Annotated in this window: 13 protein-coding genes; all 13 read right to left on the bottom strand. The window is 44.2% G+C overall.

Annotated elements, in window-relative coordinates:
- Nucleotides 1-5: 5 nt before the first annotated feature.
- The gene (locus tag MSG37_RS01200) at nt 6-5,291 is read right to left on the bottom strand and encodes a calcium-binding protein (protein ID WP_248468747.1); all 5,286 of its coding nucleotides are present in this window, start codon (nt 5,289-5,291) and stop codon (nt 6-8) included.
- A gap of 35 nt (nt 5,292-5,326) precedes the next feature.
- Entirely contained in the window at nt 5,327-6,640 is a 1,314-nt protein-coding gene (locus MSG37_RS01205) for an HlyD family type I secretion periplasmic adaptor subunit (protein WP_248468748.1), read from the bottom strand.
- Between the two features lie 10 nt (nt 6,641-6,650).
- Complete coding sequence (locus MSG37_RS01210) at nt 6,651-8,363, bottom strand: type I secretion system permease/ATPase (protein ID WP_248468749.1); 1,713 nt, start codon at nt 8,361-8,363, stop codon at nt 6,651-6,653.
- A gap of 197 nt (nt 8,364-8,560) precedes the next feature.
- Nucleotides 8,561-9,691, bottom strand: a complete 1,131-nt coding sequence (locus MSG37_RS01215; protein WP_248468750.1) for a sodium ion-translocating decarboxylase subunit beta — start codon at nt 9,689-9,691, stop codon at nt 8,561-8,563.
- A gap of 8 nt (nt 9,692-9,699) precedes the next feature.
- Nucleotides 9,700-11,505, bottom strand: a complete 1,806-nt coding sequence (oadA, locus tag MSG37_RS01220) for a sodium-extruding oxaloacetate decarboxylase subunit alpha (protein WP_248468751.1) — start codon at nt 11,503-11,505, stop codon at nt 9,700-9,702.
- An 18-nt stretch (nt 11,506-11,523) separates the two neighbouring features.
- Nucleotides 11,524-11,772, bottom strand: coding sequence for an OadG family transporter subunit (locus MSG37_RS01225; protein ID WP_248468752.1), 249 nt, complete (start codon nt 11,770-11,772; stop codon nt 11,524-11,526).
- A 735-nt stretch (nt 11,773-12,507) separates the two neighbouring features.
- Nucleotides 12,508-13,605 (bottom strand): hypothetical protein, encoded by a 1,098-nt coding sequence (locus MSG37_RS01230; RefSeq protein WP_248468753.1) that lies wholly within the window; start codon nt 13,603-13,605, stop codon nt 12,508-12,510.
- Nucleotides 13,606-13,924: 319 nt separating this feature from the next.
- Complete coding sequence (locus MSG37_RS01235) at nt 13,925-15,496, bottom strand: VWA domain-containing protein (RefSeq protein WP_248468754.1); 1,572 nt, start codon at nt 15,494-15,496, stop codon at nt 13,925-13,927.
- Nucleotides 15,496-16,383, bottom strand: a complete 888-nt coding sequence (locus MSG37_RS01240) for a VWA domain-containing protein (RefSeq protein WP_248468755.1) — start codon at nt 16,381-16,383, stop codon at nt 15,496-15,498. Before MSG37_RS01240 ends, MSG37_RS01235 begins: the two co-directional genes overlap by 1 nt.
- A 172-nt stretch (nt 16,384-16,555) precedes the next feature.
- Nucleotides 16,556-17,119, bottom strand: a complete 564-nt coding sequence (locus tag MSG37_RS01245; RefSeq protein WP_248468756.1) for a DUF4381 domain-containing protein — start codon at nt 17,117-17,119, stop codon at nt 16,556-16,558.
- Nucleotides 17,116-18,045: a DUF58 domain-containing protein gene (locus MSG37_RS01250; RefSeq protein ID WP_248468757.1), complete on the bottom strand. Its 930-nt coding sequence runs from the start codon at nt 18,043-18,045 to the stop codon at nt 17,116-17,118. Before MSG37_RS01250 ends, MSG37_RS01245 begins: the two co-directional genes overlap by 4 nt.
- The gene (locus MSG37_RS01255; protein WP_248468758.1) at nt 18,042-19,034 is read right to left on the bottom strand and encodes a MoxR family ATPase; all 993 of its coding nucleotides are present in this window, start codon (nt 19,032-19,034) and stop codon (nt 18,042-18,044) included. Before MSG37_RS01255 ends, MSG37_RS01250 begins: the two co-directional genes overlap by 4 nt.
- 97 nt (nt 19,035-19,131) lie before the next feature.
- On the bottom strand, nt 19,132-20,604 hold the full coding sequence (locus MSG37_RS01260; RefSeq protein ID WP_248469129.1) for an arylsulfatase: 1,473 nt from the start codon (nt 20,602-20,604) through the stop codon (nt 19,132-19,134).
- Nucleotides 20,605-21,359 lie beyond the last annotated feature (755 nt).

The following is a 21,359-nucleotide window of genomic DNA, read 5'->3' on the forward strand; positions in this document are numbered from 1 at the left end:
GCTTGCTAACCTAGGGCTTCGTCATTGAGCGAGATATCTGACAGGTCGATATCACTCCAAATGACGACATCGCCCTCGTCACTAGAGAAGATAAAGCCTTGTAGGGTGTCAATATCGACACCTTCAGCTTCATACTTTTCTCGCAGTTCATCATCCATATCTTGGCTGGTTAGCATGGTTTCAGATTGACTCCAATTTCCACCCGATAAATCTAAGTTCTCGCTACCGACAACTAAGAAGTTATTTTCAAACGGGTCATCAGCATCGTTCGATGCAATGCCGTCTCCGTCACTTTGCTGATAGATTTTATCGAGCGACAACATCAACTGAATATCAGTGACGCCATCTTCAACAATAAAGGCCTCCATGTTTTGAATGCCGGCACCTGTCATATCAATAATTTCATTATTGCTACTTGAAACTTGCAGCACATCAAAACCGTCACCGCCATCGTAGCTAAAGCTGTCACTGTTCATGCTACCATCGGCGTTGCTGCCAAAGTCGTCTCGGTCAAATACTATGGTGTCGTCACCGCTGCCGCCAAACATTAAGTCAGCGCCAGTTCCACCGTCTAAGGTATCGCTACCAGCCTCACCAAATAAGCTGTCGCTACCACTGCCGCCCGTTAGCTTATCATCGCCGCTGCCCGCATATAATTCATCATCATTATTACCGCCATCTAAGGTGTCGTTCCCCTCTCCGGCAAATAATAAGTCGTTACCGCTACCAGCACTTAATTGGTCATGGCCTGCATCACCATGCAGTTGGTCATTGCCCCCGCCACCAATTAGTTTGTCATTACCTTCACCGCCAAACAGCTGATCATGACCGCCGCCACCGGTTAACTTATCGTTTCCAGCTTCACCATACAGCATGTCATCGCCTGAGCCGCCACTTAGCGTGTCGTTACCAGCACCACCAAAGAGTTGGTCGTTACCGCTACCCGATGATAGAGAGTCATTACCGTCACCACCGTCTAGTAAATCAGCATCGGAACCGCTGACTAATTTATCGTCTCCAACGCCACCTGAAAGCTCATTGTTACCATCACCAGCATTAAGATTATCATTGCCCTCGCCGCCACTAAGCACGTCATTTCCGCCACCAGCGACCAAGGTATCATTGCCAGCATCACCGCTTAATACATTATCGCCGGCACCAGCATCAATGACGTCATTGCCATCGCCACCGGAAATATTGTCGTTACCAGAACCCGCAATTACTGAGTCAATACCAAGTCCAGCTGTAATAGTATTATGCCCATCGCCGGCTCGAATCGAGTCATCACCGGCTCCACCAGCAATAATGTCGCTCCCCGCACCGGCAACAATGGTATCGTTGCCATCATCACCGCTTATTTGGTTATCGCCATTGCCTGCATTGATGGTGTCATTGCCCTCTCCGCCCGAAATTATATCGTTGCCGCTACCTGCTACAATGCTGTCATTTCCGCTGCCACCACTAATTTGATTATTACCTTCGCCAGCGTGAATAGTATCCTTGCCATCGTCACCGGTTATGATGTCATTGCCACTGCCGGCAACTATATTGTCATCACCTGCACCACCGCTTATGACGTTATGGCCGTTACCCGCTGCAATACTATCGTTATCGTCGCCGCCTGCGATTTGATCATTGCCGCTGCCAGTAATAATGATATCTTCACCTGCACCACCATCAACGATATTATGACCTTGGTGTGATTCAATATAATCTTTACCTTCACCGCCAATTAAGGTGTCGTTATTCGCGCCGCCATACAATACATCATCACCTTCGCCACCATCTAAAGTGTTATCACCAAACTCAGCGTGCAGCTCATCATTACCATCACCACCTAATAAGTGATCATTACCGCTTCCCGCAAATAGCTTGTCTGCTCCAGCACCACCAGCAATGGTGTCATCACCATCGCCGCCTAAAAGAATATCGTCGCCTTCACCGCCATCAATATCATCATTACCACTACCACCATCAATAAAGTCGGTACCTAAACCGCCGACGATAGTATCGTTGCCGTCATCACCAAAGAGTTGATCATCTCCGTCACCGCCATCTAGCTTGTCTTTACCTGAACCACCAAATAGCAGGTCGTCACCCACACCACCCGCTAGGGTATCGTTACCGCCCTCACCATAAAGCTGATCGTCTCCTTCACCACCACTGAGGCTATCGTTGCCCTCACCGCCGAACAGTAAGTCGTTGCCCTCATCACCACTAATGGTATCACTGCCATCACCACCAAATAATGTATCGACACCAAGGCCACCGCTAATAGCATCATCACCAGTGCCGCCATCGACAAAGTCATCTCCGCCCTCAGCATGCAGATTATCGTTACCGTCACCGCCATAGATTACATCGTCATCACTGCCCGCAAATACCGTGTCAGCCCCCACACCGCCGTAGATCTCGTCTTTACCCGCCCCAGTATTAATAGTGTTGCTGCCGTCTTCACCAAAGACTTTATCATCGCCGTCGCCGGTATCTATGATGTCGTCACCACCGCCAGCAAAAACAGTATCATTGCCGATACCCGTATCGACATTATCGTTACCTTCACCAGCGAAAACTAAATCATTACCCTCGGCTGACGTAATCGTATCGTTACCAGCATCACCATAAAGCTGATCGTCTGCGGTACCGCCTATTAAGCGATCATCACCTTCACCGCCGGCAAGTAGACCCGCTTCGTTTTCCGCATATAGGGTATCGTTACCCGCACCGCCATAAAGCTCATCATAACCAGCACCGCCTCTTAGCTCGTCGTTACCAGCACCGCCATATAACTTATCGTTACCATCACCGCCCTCAAGGATATCAGCGCCTGAACCTGCATAGATGGTGTCATCGCCCGCCTCACCCAATAACACATCATCACCGCCATCACCGACTAAAATATCGTCGCCAACTCCACCTGATAATTTGTCATCATCTGCGCCACCAATTAAAGTGTCGTTACCTTCGCCCCCTTGAAGAATGTCAGCTCCGGCTCCACCATCAAGCATGTCATTGCCCAATCCGCCAACAAGCGTATCGACACCGTCATCGCCATAAAGAGCATCATCGCCTTCTCCACCATCAAGATGATCATTACCAACACCACCGTGAAGTAAGTCATTACCTAATCCACCAACAACAGTATCGTCACCACCTTGGGCATAAACAGTATCGTTACCCTCTCCAGCGTCAATGCTATCGTTACCAGAGCCTGCATCCACGATATCATTGCCCGCCCCAGCGATTATGCTATCAATGCCATCACCGCCAATGAGTACGTCATCACCATCTTCAGCAGTAATATTGTCATCACCTTGGCCTCCATCAACAAAGTTATTACCTGAACCTGATAACAAAATGTCATCGCCTTCGCCGCCGCTAAGGCTGTCATCTCCGCTGCCGCCTTCGAGCCTGTCGCGCCCAGCCCCACCATACAAGGTATCGTTACCTCCACCGCCGCTAATGAGATCATCACCATCTTCGCCGTAGATAGTGTCATCACCCTCACCACCAGCTAACACATCATCACCAGCGCCAGCGTATATGGTGTCGTGACCCGCTCCTGCAATCACAGTGTCATTGCCACCGCCAGCAAATACCACATCATCACCACTACCAGCATCAATATTGTCTTCACCAGTACCAGCATAAACAGTATCGTTACCCTCGCCAGCATCTATGCTGTTCTTGCCATCTCCAGAGTAAATGGTGTCATCACCGCTGCCACCGGTTAGGCTGTCATCACCATCTCCAGCGAAAATGGTATCGTGGCCCTCTCCGCCATCTATAATGTTATTGCCATCGCCACCATATAAAGCGTCATCACCTAATCCGCCATCAATCTTGTCATCACCTGATTCGGCATATACCAAGTCATCCCCTTCGCCAGCGATAATCGTATCGCTATCACTACCGCCATAAATGGTGTCGTTACCTGTACCACCATCAAGTAAGTTGGCACCTGAGTAACCAAAAAGCACATCGTCACCTGTGCCACCAGTTAGTACATCGTCACCGCTACCCGCATGTAATTCATCGTTGCCATCGCCACCGCTTAGGGTGTCGTTTCCTTGCTCACCAAATAGTTTGTCATTGCCGTCTCCGCCTGCAAGCGCATCATTTCCCGTGCCTGCCAGTAAAAGATCATCGCCTTCATCACCTTGCAATACATCATCACCGCTACCTGCAACTATTGTGTCATTCCCTTGGCCACCAGATAGCACGTCATGACCTTCATCGCCTTGCAGATAGTCATTACCCTCGCCACCCGTTAATTCATCAGCACCTTTACCGCCTAATAGCTGATCATGTCCTGCTCCACCAAATAAAGTGTCTTGACCATCATCACCTATTAGTAAATCATCACCCTCTTCGCCATATAAGGTGTCATCCCCCAGCTCTCCCATTAACGTGTCGTTGCCACTACCACCATGAAGTGAATCGGCATCATCACCACCCATTAAGGTATCTGCTCCCTCCCCGCCGGTAAGTAAGTCATCGCCTTGTCCGCCCATCAACAAGTCATCACCCGCCTCGCCATGAAGCTTGTCATTGTTAATACCACCATCAAGCAGATCATCACCTTCTCCGCCATATAAGGTGTCTTCACCTTGCTGGCCCATTAAATGGTCATCTCCAACACCGCCATCTAAGATGTCGTCATAAGTGTTTAGTGCGACGAGTTCCACCGAGTCGATAACCACTTCCTCATTAGGCTCTAACCCACTCGCAAGGTACTGCAACTGAATATCACCACTCGAATCTAATTGTTCTGGAGTCAACTCAAAGTTAATTTGAATAGTGCCGTCGGGAAGTTGTGTCACCGTTCCTGTGGTTGCAATAACCATTTCCCCGTTGGCATCTGGAATAAGAATATTTACGGTCAGTTCTGTACCTGCATCCAACAAGGGGCTACCAGCAGGCACGGATACATTTAAGTTAAAGTTATTACCAGCACTACCAACATGACCACCAATATTAATGATTTGGGTGGCAGGAGAGTTATCAGTAATAGGACTTAAAGTATTACCTGCAGTAAATACCGTCTGCGCTACACCCCAAGCCGTTGTTTCTGCGGTTTCAACCACAGGCGTGGTTGATTGTTGATCTAACCCTTGATCACCCAGAATAAAGTCTTGCCCTTCTTGGCCTGAAATATTGTCATCACCCGCACCACCTACTAGGTAGTCATCACCAGCTCGGCCATCAATAATGTCATTGCCTTCCAGTCCTTCTAAGTGATCGTCTGTTGCTGTTCCTACTAACAAATCATTTTGATTGCTACCGTCCATGACAAAAATCCTCTTCAATTAAGTATTGTTTTCAATTAACTTTCTCGAAATGCCAACTCGAAAGAGTGACCTAGTGGGGAGAGTAAATATTCCAATAGTGAGCGGGGCTGAAGCACGATAAATACATCGGCAGACATCCCCGGATGGAGTTTGATATTAGGTTGCGGACTGTCAGCCAAATTAAGCCTGACCTTAACTAAATAACCTTCAGGCTGCCCGGCTGATTCAGCAAAAAAACGGTCAGCGGAAACGTGAATAACCTCGCCTTGCATCGGAATTGCTTCTCGGCTGTCGTATGCGGTTAGCCTTACCTGAGTTGATAGGCCGACATACACCACATCAATATCTTCAGGACGAACATAGGCTTCAACTATCATTTCATCTGACTCTGGCACTAGCTCCATTAACACCTGACCTGGTGATATCACCGCGCCAATGGAATGTATGCTCATAGCAACAACCGTTCCGCTATGCTCTGCGGTAATATTGATATTCTGCTTCTTATCACTCTGGGCCGATAATGCATGCAAGCCTTCATCTCTAAGCTGACGCTGCTCTTGCAGTTGCTGGGCCCATTTTTGTTGACGCTGCGAGCGACTTGTTGCATGAGTTTGGGTTAATTCGCCAAGTTGAGCAGTAATCACCTCTGCTTCTGATGTCAGTTGAGCAAGCAATCCCTCAACACCTGATTCACTGCGTTGAATGGCTAAATGCCTTGATTTAGATACAAAGCCATCATCGAGCAGACTGGCATTCATCTTTACCTCTTCCTTGATTAAGGTAAGCTGCTTTTTGGTGGCATTTATTCTTAACTCTGTTCCTTTTAAGCTATGTGTTAACTGGTTTTTCTGGAATTGATATTGCTGGTTAAGCAGTTGGTAGTCTGACTTTTGTCGATCGAAGATCAGCTGTTGCATCACAATAAGTTGGCTAATTTCAGGCTTTTCTTGGTGAGAACGGATTAAAGGAGAAAAAACTAACTGTGTTTGATTGCCGATTTCAGCTTCATTTAGCAAGGGAGTTAATCTATCTATTTGCGCTTGCGCGCTAAGAGTCTTTAATAAAATACGTTGGTAATCGGCCTCAACTTGTATATCACTTAGCTCAATCAGTGTCTGACCTTTTTCAACCTGCTGCCCCTCAAACGCAAGAATTTGTTTTACCTGTCCACCGTGCAAGTGCTGCACTTTTTTGCGCTGCGACTCAACCACCAATTTACCGGGCGCAATAGCCGCGGCATCAATTTGCATCAACCCAGCCCAAAGAGCAAAACCGCCCACAGCAAACACAATAATTGCGATGCCAGAGGTAATGACTTTACGGGTATTAAAGTCGGTAATATCGTCCATGATTCACCTCTTAATGATTAGCGGCAGATTTGTCGATAGATTGCACCGCATTTTCGGTGCGCTCACTGATCTCATGAATATCAGAAATAAACTTTTCTTTCGGTCCGGCTTTTTCAATGCAGCCATCACGTAAACATACGACCCAATCCATTTGCCTTAAAAAACCAGGTCTGTGACTTATCATGATCACTGTGATCCCTTGCTCCTTGCAGTGTTGCAACACAATTGCGAGGGCAACTTCTCCTTCGGGATCAAGATTAGAGTTGGGCTCATCGAGAATTAATACTTTGGGTTTGCTAAATATTGCTCTTGCCAGTGCAAGCCGCTGCTTTTGACCGCCACTAATTTGGTTGGCGGCCTCACCTAGTTGGGTTTCATAACCATTAGGCAAGGCAATAATCAGCTCATGGACACAAGCAAGACGCGCAGCATCTACAATGTCTTTTGGGTCGGCATCGCTAAAGCGGCAAATATTTTGTGCAACTGTGCCTGAAAGTAGCTCAACATCTTGAGACACAAAGCCGATATAACGCCCAAGTTCATCAGCATTCCATTGACTTAAACAGGCACCATCGAGCTTAACCATGCCACTTGTCGGTGCGACTATTCCCATCAACAACTTAGCTAACGTCGACTTACCTGAACCGCTTGGGCCGATAATTGCCAAAGACAATCCAGCTTGTAGCCTAAAGTTAATGTTAGACAGCACAGGTTTATTGTGGCGATTGATGACAAAGTTAACTCGCTCTAATAAAAACTCACCGCGAGGAGCGGGTAACGAAGTTTTTGGCTTATTGGTTTTGGGTTTTAGTGCGAGTTTTAATCTTTGGTAAGCTTGATAGCTAGACTCCCAGTTCTTCCAACAACCTACAGCTTGCTCGATCGGGGCCAAGGCTCGGCCGAGAATAATAGAAGCAGCAATAATTTCGCCGGTACCAAGTTGTTGAGTCAAAACGAGGCCCACACCAATACCGATAACGGCCACTTGCAGCAAGGTACGAGTTAAACGGGTAAGCACCAACATCATGCTGACTTTGTCGGCAACGCTCCACTGCAGTCCAAGTAGTTGCTTATGCCCCTGCTGCCAATGTTTAGCAACATCAGTTGCCATCCCCATCGCTTGTAATGAACTGGCATGACGTAAAATGTCATTGATCTGCATGCTGCTTTCAATCACAGCTTTAGAGGCGGCATCTTGTGGCAGCTTAGCAGCAGCTTTAACACCAAAAGCCAGTAATGATAAAATCACTGCGCCGACGGTAGCTGTTACACCAAGTAGCGGATGCAAGCCAAATAGCACAATCAAAAATACCAACACCCATGGGGCATCGAAAATTGCGCTGGTAGATGGGGTTAATAACAGCGTTCTCACTTCACGAACATCTAGCAAGCTTTGTTTGCTTATTCCACCTTGACGGGCTGATTCCTGAATGGCTTCATTAACCAATAATGAGCTTGAGCGCATCTCAAGTTTCAAACCACTTTGTTGCAATAACTTATTACGCACAAAGTCTAAAGAAGCTTGAATAAGTAAAAGAAAAACAACGATTAGGGTTAAATTAATCAGGGTGTGGTAACTAGAGCTAGCAATTACACGTCCAAACAATTGCAAGCTGTAGATGGGCAGCGCCAACATCAATAAATTGACAAAAAAACTGAAAATCGCCACATACTTCAATTCCGTTTGTAGTGAGCGAATAATACTGTTGAAGTTATCATTCATATAATCGCACTCCATTGCGAATGGGTACAGCTAGATGCCCGCTAAACAGACAAGTCTTTATACTGATTACTTTTATTAAGCCTTAGTATAGTCAACAGCACATATTATTTAGCTTGCGGGCAAAAAAAATCCTGTACTTGGCAGTACAGGATTGATTTCAAAAACAAATAACTTTGTAGAAGTTTAGTTAATAAGGTTTACCCCAAAACAGCAAGTAGAACACCAGCCGCTACCGCACTACCTAGTACACCCGCAACGTTTGGTCCCATTGCGTGCATCAATAAGAAGTTTTGGTTATTCGATTCTAGGCCTACTTTATTAACCACTCTAGCTGCCATTGGTACTGCCGATACACCTGCGGCACCAAGTAATGGGTTAATCTTACCACCGGATAGTTTGCTCATCACTTTCGCCATTAATACGCCTGAAGCGGTACCGATAGAGAATGCAACAGCACCAAGGACTAAAATACCTAAAGTTTCCATCTGTAAGAATTGCTCTGCAGATAACTTAGAACCAACCGCTAGACCAAGGAAAATAGTCACGATATTGATAAGCTCGTTTTGCGCTGTACTTGATAATCTATCAACAACACCAGATTCGCGCATTAAGTTACCTAAGCAGAACATACCCACCAGTGGCGTTGCAGCAGGCAGGAACAAAATCGTTAGTCCAAGCACCATCAACGGGAAGATAATCTTCTCCGTTTTGCTAACCTCACGCAGTTGCTCCATCTTAATCTGGCGTTCAGCTTCAGTCGTTAGCAAGCGCATGATTGGCGGCTGAATTAACGGTACTAATGCCATATAAGAGTACGCAGCAACCGCAATAGCGCCAAGTAATTCAGGTGCGAGTTTGGAGGCCAAGAAAATCGCTGTAGGCCCATCTGCACCACCAATAATGGCGATGGCTGCAGCATCTGTCATTGAGAAATCAAAACCTGGGATCCAGTTAAGCGCTATCGCTCCAAGCAAAGTCGCGAAAATACCAAACTGCGCCGCAGCACCTAACAATAACATTTTAGGGTTCGCAATAAGCGCACCAAAATCTGTTAAAGCTCCCACTCCCATAAAGATCAGTAGCGGGAAAATACCGGTTTCAATACCGACGTAATAGGCGAAATACAGTAAACCACCTTCGTCAGTAAATCCACCGTTAGGAATGTTGGCCAATATGGCACCAAAACCAATAGGCAGTAGCAGTAATGGCTCAAATTTTTTCGCTATTGCTAGATACAGCAATATGCAACCTACACCCATCATGAGCAACTGGCCGCCCTCAAAGTTAGCAATGCCAGATTCAGCCCAAAATGCAATTAATCCGTCCATGATGACTCCTAAGCTAATGCCAACAATTGGCTACCAACAGCTACTGCGTCACCTTCTTTCACCCAAACCTTGGAGATCACCCCATCGGCTTCAGCGCGGACTTCAGTTTCCATCTTCATCGCTTCAAGAATAATCACTACATCACCCTCTTTTACTGTGTCACCTGGCGATACGTGAACTTTGAAAATGTTGCCTGACAATGGTGCATTTTGTTCATGCTTAACTGCCGATAAATCTACCACAGGTGCCGATGCTGATGCCGAAGGAGCAGTAAAAGGCACAACATTTTCGGTTGGTGTGATTTGGCTGATATCTCCGCCTTCAGCAACCTCAACAACAAAACTTTGACCTTGAACAGTTACCGTGTAAGTTTCAGGGCCTTCCTGACTTGCTGCTTTTTTCGCTTCTTCTAATGCCTTAGCAGCGACTTCAGGTTTTGGCTCAAATGCATCAGGATTATTACGGTTAGTAAGGAACTTAAGACCGATTTGTGGGAATAATGCATAAGTTAATACGTCATCATCCAGTTCATCAGCAAGCTTAATCCCCTCAGCTGCAGCTTTCTCTTTTAGCTCAATGCGCAACTTATCAAGCTCAGCTTCAAGTAGATCTGCTGGGCGACAAGTAATTGCTTCTTTACCCGCTAATACGCGCTGTTGCAGCTCAGCATTAACTGGCGCAGGAGTCGCACCGTACTCGCCTTTTAATACGCCTTCAGTCTCTTTAGTCATTGACTTATAGCGCTCGCCAGTTAGAACGTTAATTACTGACTGAGTACCAACAATTTGAGACGTTGGGGTAACTAATGGTAGGAAGCCTAAATCTTCACGTACACGCGGGATCTCTTCTAGAACTAAATCAAGCTTATCGCCAGCACCTTGCTCTTTTAACTGACTTTCCATGTTTGTTAGCATGCCGCCAGGTACTTGTGCACGTAAAATACGTGAGTCGATACCTTTTAGCTCACCTTCAAATGCAGCGTATTTTTTACGCACAACTCTAAAGTAAGCAGCGATCTCTTCTAGTAGATCCATGTCATAACCAGTTGCACGGTCAGTGCCTTCTACCATAGCCACTAATGTTTCGGTCGCACTATGACCATAAGTTTGGCTCATTGACGAAATTGCAGTATCAAGTACGTCAATACCCGCTTCAATCGCTTTTTGGTAAGTCGCAGTGCTTAGTCCTGTTGTTGCATGGCAATGCAACGAAAGAACCAGATCAGTTTGTGACTTAATTTGGCTAATTAGCTCAAAGGCTTCAAAGGGTTTCAGCAAACCAGCCATATCTTTAATACATAATGAGTGGCAACCCATATCTTCAATACGTTTGGCCATATCAACCCAAGTATCTAAGTTATGGACAGGGCTAGTCGTATAAGAAAGCGTACCTTGTGCATGGCCGCCAACCTCAATCACCGATTTAACAGCTGCTTCAAGGTTACGCACATCATTCATAGCATCAAATACACGGAATACATCAACGCCATTAGTATGAGCACGCTCAACAAAACGGTGTACTAAGTCATCAGCATAATGGCGATAACCTAGTAGATTTTGTCCACGTAGTAGCATTTGCTGTGGCGTATTAGGCATGACCTTTTTGAGTTCACGAATACGCTCCCATGGATCTTCGCCTAAGTAGCGAATACAAGAATCAAAAGTGGCGCCGCCCCAAGACTCTATCGACCATAAACCAACCTTATCGAGCAAAGGTGCGATAGGTAACATATCTTCGGTACGCAAACGAGTAGCGAGAATAGATTGGTGCGCATCTCTTAAGACCACATCAGTTAAAGCCAATGGCTTGATCATACAAATACTCCCTACTTTTTATAATACTTTTTTACGGTGTTGATGAATTGCCGCAGTGATCACCGCAGTCATTAATGGGCTCACACTCGTGTCAGCTGCTTTTGGCTGTACCACTGGTGCAGCATTGACGGCTTGTGGTGTTGGTCCAAACTTTCTAGCGACTAGGTTCATCGCCAAAATAAGAAAACTCAAAAAAATAAATACTAGGGCCATACCTAGTACCATGATCCCTAGCGCGTCATATAACTGTTCAGATATTGAAGCCATCTAATCCTCTCGTTGGCATTTTGTTGTGAATAAACAGGCAAACCACCAATAAATATTCACTTACCATTCACATATTATGCATTTTATTCCATTCATTTTAGATGCGGCTTTACGCTCAAATGATGAACAACAATAAAAACAATAACCAATCTATAACAAAATAGCGAGCCATTTGTAAATTGGTCATACCATAAAAGCGATCATTAATACGCACTGACTAACAAATCAATACCAATTAAGGCCGTAAAATGAAGATTCATCAATATACTCGTTTTTACGGCAAACTCTTTGTAATTTAACAGCAGTTTTAGTGGAAAATGAATTCAGAAAATAGAACAGAGATTTGATAACGATGCTAAATGAAAATTTATGCACCAAAGCATTGTGTAGCAACAGTCATATAAATCAGGCACTTCAGATATTTGAAATGTGAATTTCATAATTAGACGTTTTTGGCATGGAGCCGTGACTAAGCAAAAGGCAAGCGAGTATCGCCATGATAAAAGTGCAAGGTGGTGCTAACACTGGGGAGAAATTTAACAAGTTATATACTCGATTCACCAGATGACATAGGCGTAGAGTTAACCAAACGATAAAAAGAAAATGATTAGAAGTGATGCGAGTAGAACTAAAGTTCGTACTTAGAGCAGCATTGAAACATACGGATTGCTCGATTTGTCGTTAACAGAGCTTTTTAAGTCCAGGTTTAAACTAGCTTTATGACAAGTAATTAAACTACTGTTTGAAGGTAGCTTTGAGCAACTTAGTCAAATCTGATTTACTCGGTAACTTTCCTTCTTTGCTTTTAAACTCGCTACTATTTTTGTCGATATCATTAGTTTCAGTGCTACTAGCATGGTTAGTTACCCTACTTTCATTTGGCGAATGCCGCTGAGTTGTCTTAAGTTCCACGGCGGAATTCTTTGAAAAAAGATAATAAAAGAGCCTATTTAATGTTTCAGTTTGTTTTTCAACCTTACGACCCTGCTTGGCATTATCCTCTGATTGCAGTTGCAGCTTTAGTCTTGATGGCGATACAGATTCATCATGCTTTCGGTACATTAAGCTAATAAATAATAGCCAATCTTTAACGGCAAGGGCATGCTTGGCTTGCTTATACAAAGTTGATTTTCGAGTTCTTATCCAAAATAAGATTAACCCCAAAAGCCCACAACCTAAAAGCAGCAATAAAATCTGATAACCATTTTTGATGCTAAAACCTATAACAGCCACATATCTTTGCTCTAATCGATTCTGCTTCAAGCCACCGCCTAACTGCCACCAAGAGATAACCTCGCCTCCCAAAACATAGTCGCCCGGCTTATCAATAATATAAGTCAGCTCTTGAGTTATTTGACCGCGACTCTCACCTCTATTATTTTCATTTTCTAATTGCGGCTCTTTAACTACGAGGGTTATGCCATCAACGATCTTGGCATGAAACGGAGGGATATGACTTGCTGGCGTATCATCCGCGGTTATGATTAGCGTCCTTTTAATAATATCTCCTTGTTGATATTCGCTTTTTGGCTCTGACCAATTATCTTCTACCTGCACATTATCTGACACTATATAAGCAGCAGTCCCTTTTAGTGATTCGGGTAGATAAGCAAAAACTAACATGGGCTCTGCCACTATTGTTCGTGACAAAGATTTACCAGAGTCTGCATCAACATAGTGAATAGCAAACACAATATTAGGCACTCCAATTAATCCGCTTTGTTCAGGGTAAAGCTCAACATCCCAAATTTGTGACGCTAAGGTTTTGCCTGCTACTCGTTTACTGCCGTTAATCGCAAAATCAGAAGCTTTAGCTAGGCGAGCACTCGACATAGACGGTAACTCGAACTCTGTCGCGCCATTAAAAAAGCCATTAACTAGCAGTTCAAACCTAAGTAACACCTTTTGCCCGACAATAGGGTTTACTTCTGCACGGCTCACTAGGACTTGAGGCTCAAATCCATGTTCAGCATCGGTTTCAGCAAAGGCTAGCTCGGCGACAAGCAAATTGGCTAACAAACTAAATGCTAGCAATACAAACCACGATAAACATACTGCTGCGGTAAAAGGTGAATAAAATCTAATAGTCTTAATATACCCAAGGGAGCTAAGAGACCTTGAATAAACACAACTGCAGCGGCCGACTAAACCTTTAGTCATCAACATTGACCTCCGGCGCACTTGGATCTTTTGCATCTTCTTCTACGCTAATAGATTGATTATATTCAGCCTGAAATTTAGCGGCTAAAAACTGCTGTGGATCTTTGCTAATGTCTCTAAGCCATTGCTGTTTTTTGCTATCACTACGCAATAATTCCGCCACAGACAGTTTTTGTAAGGTTACTTCAATCTTGCCTACGGTTTGCTTGTCGGCGCCTAAGTTTCTATCAGTCATCTCATTAGGATTTATCGACTCAGGAGGATTTTCTTCTTGCTGGCTTTCCCCTAGCTGCTTTATGTCTCGAATAAGGTTAATAACAACGCGTAAATTGGTTTCGGCTGCTTGATTATCCGGGTCTATTTCAAGAAGTAACTCATACAGTTGCTGCGCCTTGCTATAGTTGCGCCCTCGGGTATAGCTCATTGCCAAATTAAATAGACTCTCAGATGAATCTAACTCTCGGTATATCTTGGCTGCCTTAGCGTATTCTTTCGCTTTATAGTGCGCGAACGCTTTCCACTCTGGGTCGTTAAACCTAATGGCAGCCTCTTTAAAGTCATCACGATTAAAATAAAATTGCCCTTGTTGATCGGCAGTCATAAACCAGTCAAGCCAATGCGTTTGAGCTTGCACGGGAGTGGGCGATAAACTAATACTCAGTACTATTGCAGCTGTCCAATACAGGCTAAAACCTCTGCGGAAAAACAGCAGTAATAATAAGGCTGCAGGGTAAAGTAACCAGTAACCATGATTTACCAACAGACTTGATTTAGCGATTGCATTGGCGGTTAACCTTGTTACTTGCTCTGCCACTTCTTGAGGGTTGCGAGTTAACTGCTGAGTTGAAATTAACGCGAGGTTCAGTTCACTTGCGAGCCCTTCAGCAGACGGCGTTAACGCAGCTACAATGCCATCGGCATTTTGCTGTTTAAGAAAAGCTGTTAACTCGTTACTATCACTATTCGCGCCATCAGTTACTAAAAGTATATCAAAGCCATAGTCCTTGGCCGCTGACATAGAACTGATTACAGTGACCAAAGAATTAAGATTATTTCCATCAATAGGCATGACTTCTGGCTGCATATAGCCAAGATAGAGGGTAAGCAATTGATATTGTTTTGACGGAGGCAGCACTTGATGGCTGCTACCAGCAAATGCAACCAAAGAAATTGGCCTTGCACCTGCTTGAGCAAGCACCTGAGTAATCATCAATTTAGCACGCTCAAGCCGAGTAAGCTCCTGCTGACTTTCTAACATAGAGCTGGATAGATCTAACGCCACCACCAACGGCGCTTTAATTTTATCACCATCACTAGTCGACCAACTTGGGCCGGACAAGGCCAAAATAATAAGGCTTGCAGTAAGCAAAGTGAGTAAAATAGGGCTGTTGTTTGCCCGCTGACGATTTTGTACCGAAAATACCGCTGCCAAATGTGCAGCAATAATCCCTTGCCCTGCTTGTTGCTGATTTACTCTTTGACGCCATAAACCATACATAAGCGCCAAAACTGGAATAAACAACCATAACCAATAGGGAGCCGCAAATTGAAAATTAACCAACATCAAGCTCCCTCCTTCAAGCTATCTGCGAGTTGCTTATTTTCGCTAGCCTCTGAAACCTTAGTCGCAGCAGGATTAACCGACTCATACTTTACCGCTTCGCGCCTCGCCACAAATGAGGCCAATGCAAGCCCTGACCAAACTAAGATATATAAGATGAGCATCGGCCCAACTAAATATGGGTAAAGATCTGTTTTAGCTCGGTAACTTTGCTGTTGATAAGATGCCGGTGCAATTTCATTTACTTGGGCTAGCACTTTTGCAATAGCGTTACTGTCACTTGCTTCAAACGACTTACCGTTACTCATTACTGCAATTTTATTTAAGGTGTTAAAATCAACCTTGTCATCGCCCACGGTATTAATTGACCCCATACCTAGGGTATAGATTTGGATCCCATCTGTAGCCGCGACGCGCGCCGCGTCAACGGGATCAAGCCTAGAGCTGGTGTCACTGCCATCTGTTACCAATAGTAAAACCCGCTGCTCAGTAGTTGAGTTTTCAAACGCTCGAATACTAAGCCCAATGGCATCACCGATTGCTGTTGCTGGTCCCGCCATTTGGGTATCCATTTGTGTTAGCAATGTCTGCCACAGGGTTAAGTCTTCAGTAAAAGGGACTTGTAAATAGGCACCAGAACCAAAAACAATTAACCCTAAACGGTCCCCTTTACGCTGCTCAGAAAAAGACACTAATAAAGATTTTAGCGCCGTTAATCTAGATACTGTTTCATCACCTAATTGGTAATCCTTTTGCTCCATTGATTGTGACAGGTCAACCGCCACCATTAAGTCTCGCCCGGTTTTTTCAACAAATATTGGCTCCCCGAGCAATACAGGACGAGCAAGGCAAACAATCAGCAGCAACCAGCTTAAAAGTAGCGCCAACATTTGGACCCGTTTACGCTGCTGTATTTGATTACCCGAGGTTGGCGATTGCCCCGTAGCTCTGATTAAACGAGCGAAAAAAGGCAAATATATTGAAGCTGAGGGTTGTAAATAGGCAGGCGAAAACCTAAAAATAAACAATGGCAAAATAACTAAAATCAGTAACCAAGGATACTCAAGAGAGATGCTCAAACTTGTGCTCCTTTAGCCATTTAATTGACAAGTTTTTTAGCCGCTCAAATTCGGTTTCCGATAAATTGTTAAGCTTGCTAGACAGTTTAGATTTGATTGCAATAGAAGAGTCAGCAGCTACACTTTGAGCAACAAAAATGTCCGCCATAGCAGACTCTTGCCTGCTGTGATAATTAAGGTACTCCAGTTGCGCCACTTGCTCTTGAGTAAATAAATCTTTAGGCCCCAAACTATTAAGCAGCTCAAACCATTGTTTTCCGGTTACATTAAGCTGAGGTTCCTTGTTTCCTCCCTCCAAACTGCCCCGCAGCACTGCCAAACGAAGTAGCTGATTTAATTGGTTAGCTTCTAAATAAGTCAGCTTTTGGGTTTCGAAAATGGCGTTTCGGCGATATTGATTGCTAAGCCATGCTTTCCTTTGCCTCCAAGACACAAATAAAACGATAATTAAAAGTACGAGTAACACCAGATACCAACCTGGAGCTAATGGCCACCAACTTATTGGATCTGGTGCAGTGATCTCAACCAACTGAGCTAACTGATTCATGTCAATTCACCGCTAAGCAAATGCATTAATTGGTTTATCGCTGGCTCTGTTGTATTGAGCACCCCAACCGGCAACGCACTGCTTAACAAACATTGCTCCAGGCTAGTTAATCGCTGCTGATATAACTGACCATATTTTCGCTGACTATCATCATTAAACTGGATGTTTACCTGCTGTTCTCCATGAGACACACTCAAACCGTGTGCACGAGATAAGTCATCTTCTAACGAGTCCTGCACAATAAAAAGTATGATGTTAGCCCGTTGAGACAATGCCTCTAACTCAGCAAATTCTTGAGTTTGAATACCTTCAATGTCAGTAATGAGCAGCATTACACTTTGACTGGTTAAGCGTGCGATAAGCTGTCTTGCCTGCGAAAGCAATGAGGGAGAGTTTTGTGAAAGTTTACTATCAGCCAAATCTAACTGATTGTTAGCGCGAACGATGGCTTCTAAAAACCGTATAACATTATCTTGAGAGCGCCTGGGGTCAATCTGAGTACAATCTTGCGGGCCAAGCACTAATCCTCCAACGCGATCACCGCTTTCAAACGCTTGCCATGCAAGCATTGCTGCCACTTGCGCGGCAACCACAGATTTTGTAAAACATTGGCTCCCAAAAAACATAGCGAGACGCTGATCGATAACGATATGAACCGGACGATCGGTTTCCTCTGAGTATATCCGTACATAGGGTTTACCTAGACGCGCAGAAACTCGTGAATCGATTTGGCGAATATTGTCACCCGCTTGATATTGGCGTAGCTCTTCAAAGTTTAATCCGCGCCCTTTTACATTAGATGCATGCCGGCCAGATAACATGCCGGCTGGGCGATACTTAGGTGATAACGACAATTGTTGGCTTTGGGATCTAAGTGCTAACAACGCCTGTAAGTTGGTATAAACCCGTTCATCCTTTATCGTCATACCAATGGTGTCACTCGCACGATTTCTCTTACAACATCCTGCGCGGTTTTAGCCTTTGCAACAGCGGCGTAAGAAAGACTAATACGATGACTCAATACTTGTAAAACCACAGCGCGCACATCGTCTGGATCAACATAATCCCGCCCTTCTAAAACAGCATGAGCACGAGATGCTTTATCTAACGCAATAGACGCTCGCGGACTAGCCCCCACTTTAATATGCTCAGATAAGTCACTGTCTGGGTAGCGCTCAGGCTTTCTTGTCGCCATCACTAGCGCTACGATATATTTCTCAATGCTCTCAGACAGGTAAACTTGATGAACCATCATTCTGGCAGATCTAATTAAGCTATCCGCATCATCAATAATAAGAGCGCTTAAGTCCGTTGTTGACTCTTGGCCTCGTGTTAAACGAATAATCTCCAGCTCAGTGTCATCTTCAGGGTATTCAAGGATGATTTTAAATAAAAACCTGTCCATTTGCGCTTCAGGTAACGGGTATGTGCCTTCTTGCTCTATGGGGTTTTGCGTGGCTAAGACTAGGAAAACTTCTTGCATCGCATGGGTTGTATTACCCACAGTGACTTGGCGTTCTTCCATTGATTCGAGCAGCGCTGATTGAACTTTTGGTGGTGCACGGTTAATTTCATCAGCGAGCAAAATGTGGTTAAACACTGGGCCTGGGTTAAAGTCTATTTGATTGCTATTTGTTGCAGAAAGCGCCTCATAACCAATAACATCAGATGGAAGCAAATCCGGCGTAAATTGCACACGGCCATTGGATAAATTTAATAATTCAGCCAAGGTTTTAACGGAGCGTGTTTTGGCTGTACCAGGTAAGCCTTCTAGCAACACATGACCATTAGCAAGTAAGGCCAAAACGAGCCCTTTAACAACATGCTCTTGGCCAAGCACCTGCTGTGATAAAGCCAGTTGTAGCTGTTGAAGTTGCTGATAAACCTGTTGACCACTTATCTGTGAGCCAGTCATAGACGCATATTCCTTTATCGACTTTCTAATCTAAAACCAGCGCCAACTAGGCGCTAAAATAGAAAAAGGGCGCGAACGCCCTTAATCTTTAACGCTTTTACTTACTTGGCGGAGTTTGTAGTTTCTCCATCACTTGATCTAAGCTAAAGCTCGCCGCTTTTTGGCTAGGCGGATATTCTTTAAATGTTTCCAAAAATTTAGCCACATATGCCTGGGCAGGCACTAACATAAAGGCCCTATCTAGCATCCAATCCCAATAAGTGTTTGAGGTAATGTCGGCATTTTCATAAGGGTCCATACGCAAGTTATAGATCTTAGGTAAACGTAATACCGTAAATGGATTAGCCCAAAGCAATAATGTCCCCTCTACGCGCTGCTCCATAAACACTAATTTCCAGTTTTTAAAGCGTAACGCAGCTAAGTCACCATCATCAGTAAAGTAGAAGATCTCTTCACGAGGCGGCGTCATATCTTTACCTGTTAGGTAAGGCAAAAAGTTGTAGCCATCAAGATGGTTTTTAAAGGTCTTACTCCCCGCTTTATGGCCTTTAAGCAGTTTCTCTTTGACCTTGCTATCACCAGCTGCCGCAGCGAAAGTTGGCATCCAATCCATATGATGCATTATGTCATTCGATACACTACCCTCTGGAATATTTCCAGGCCAACGCACCATTGCTGGTACACGATACGCGCCTTCCCAGTTAGTATTCTTCTCTCCTCTAAATGGTGTTGTGCCCGCATCAGGCCAAGTGTTCATATGCGGGCCATTATCGGTTGAGTAAAATACGATGGTATTATCTTTAATACCGAGTTTATCAACAGCCGCTAGAAGTTGGCCGACATGATTATCGTGCTCAATCATACCGTCGGCATAATTACTTAATTCACTAGAGCCTTGTAATTCAGGTTTTACGTGGGTTCTGAAGTGCATACGTGTACCACTCCACCATACAAAGAAAGGTTTTTTAGCTTTTACTTTGCGTTCCATAAAGTCGATTGCAGCTTCAACGGTTTCATCATCAACCGTTTCCATACGTTTTTTAGTTAATGGACCGGTATCTTCAATTTTGCCATCCACTGAAGACTTAATTACACCTCGTGGACCAAACTTTTTACGAAACTCAGGATCTTTCGGGTAATCGATATTTTCAGGCTCTTCTTCAGCGTTGAGGTGATATAAATTACCAAAAAACTCATCAAAACCATGATTAGTCGGTAAAAACTTATCTTGATCGCCTAAGTGGTTTTTACCAAATTGTCCGGTAGCATAACCCATGGGTTTTAAGATCTCGGCTATCGTGGCGTCAGTATCTTGCAAGCCGACATCCGCGCCCGGCATGCCCACTTTAGATAAACCCGTTCTAAATACACTTTGACCTGTAATAAATGTAGAGCGGCCAGCGGTACAAGATTGCTCGCCGTAATAGTCAGTAAACATCATGCCTTCTTTAGCAATACTGTCAATATTGGGTGTTTTATAACCCATCATTCCAAATGTATAAGCACTGATATTTGACTGGCCAATATCATCTCCCCAAATCACCAAAATATTAGGTTTATCAGCAGCCATAGCGGAAGCAGAAAATAAGCTGGCGACAAGTGAAATTGCAGCCCACTTTTTTTTCGCATGGTTTTGAAGCAATGCCATATAAGATCTCCGTTCTTTTAAACACATTTGTTGAAAACAAACCTGTGTCCACTCTGCGCAAAAGCGACTTCCAAAGTGATTACGACAAATTACCAAGGGTTATTTCAACCTACACGAGTACAAATAGTAATCAAGCCCAATTACACGTAAATTTATGGACGTGATTTCATGGATAGAGCGAAGTACAAAGCTCACTCATTTCACTTAAGGTAGAAAAGTTTTGTCTTAGATGTACAGACACCTGCAAATATCACGATTATGAGTCGATATAGATTGCAAGAAACTAGGTAGACAATATCTACAGTAAGTTGAAATCCCACATATTTACTGCGGTTTATAATAAAAATAATTGTTGATAATAAAGAGTATAGAAAAGGAAATTAAAACTGGTAGGTTTTATCTTGAGTGCAATAAAAATAAGAAGTTAATTTACTTAGCGCGTTTTTTAGCAAACTAATTCAAGCCGAATAGCTGTAATTGAACGCAGATGCAGACAGCCAAACGTTTGTACTAATTGCTATTAAACTAGAATAGCTCAAATAATCGCTCAAATTGCAGATACAAAAAAACCGCAACGAGTGCGGTTTTTTTGTTGGTATGATGGCGGAGAAGGAGGGATTCGAACCCTCGATGGGAGTTAAAGCCCATACTCCCTTAGCAGGGGAGCGCCTTCGGCC

The organism is Shewanella sp. 1CM18E (assembly GCF_023161665.1).
GTDB lineage: Bacteria > Pseudomonadota > Gammaproteobacteria > Enterobacterales > Shewanellaceae > Shewanella.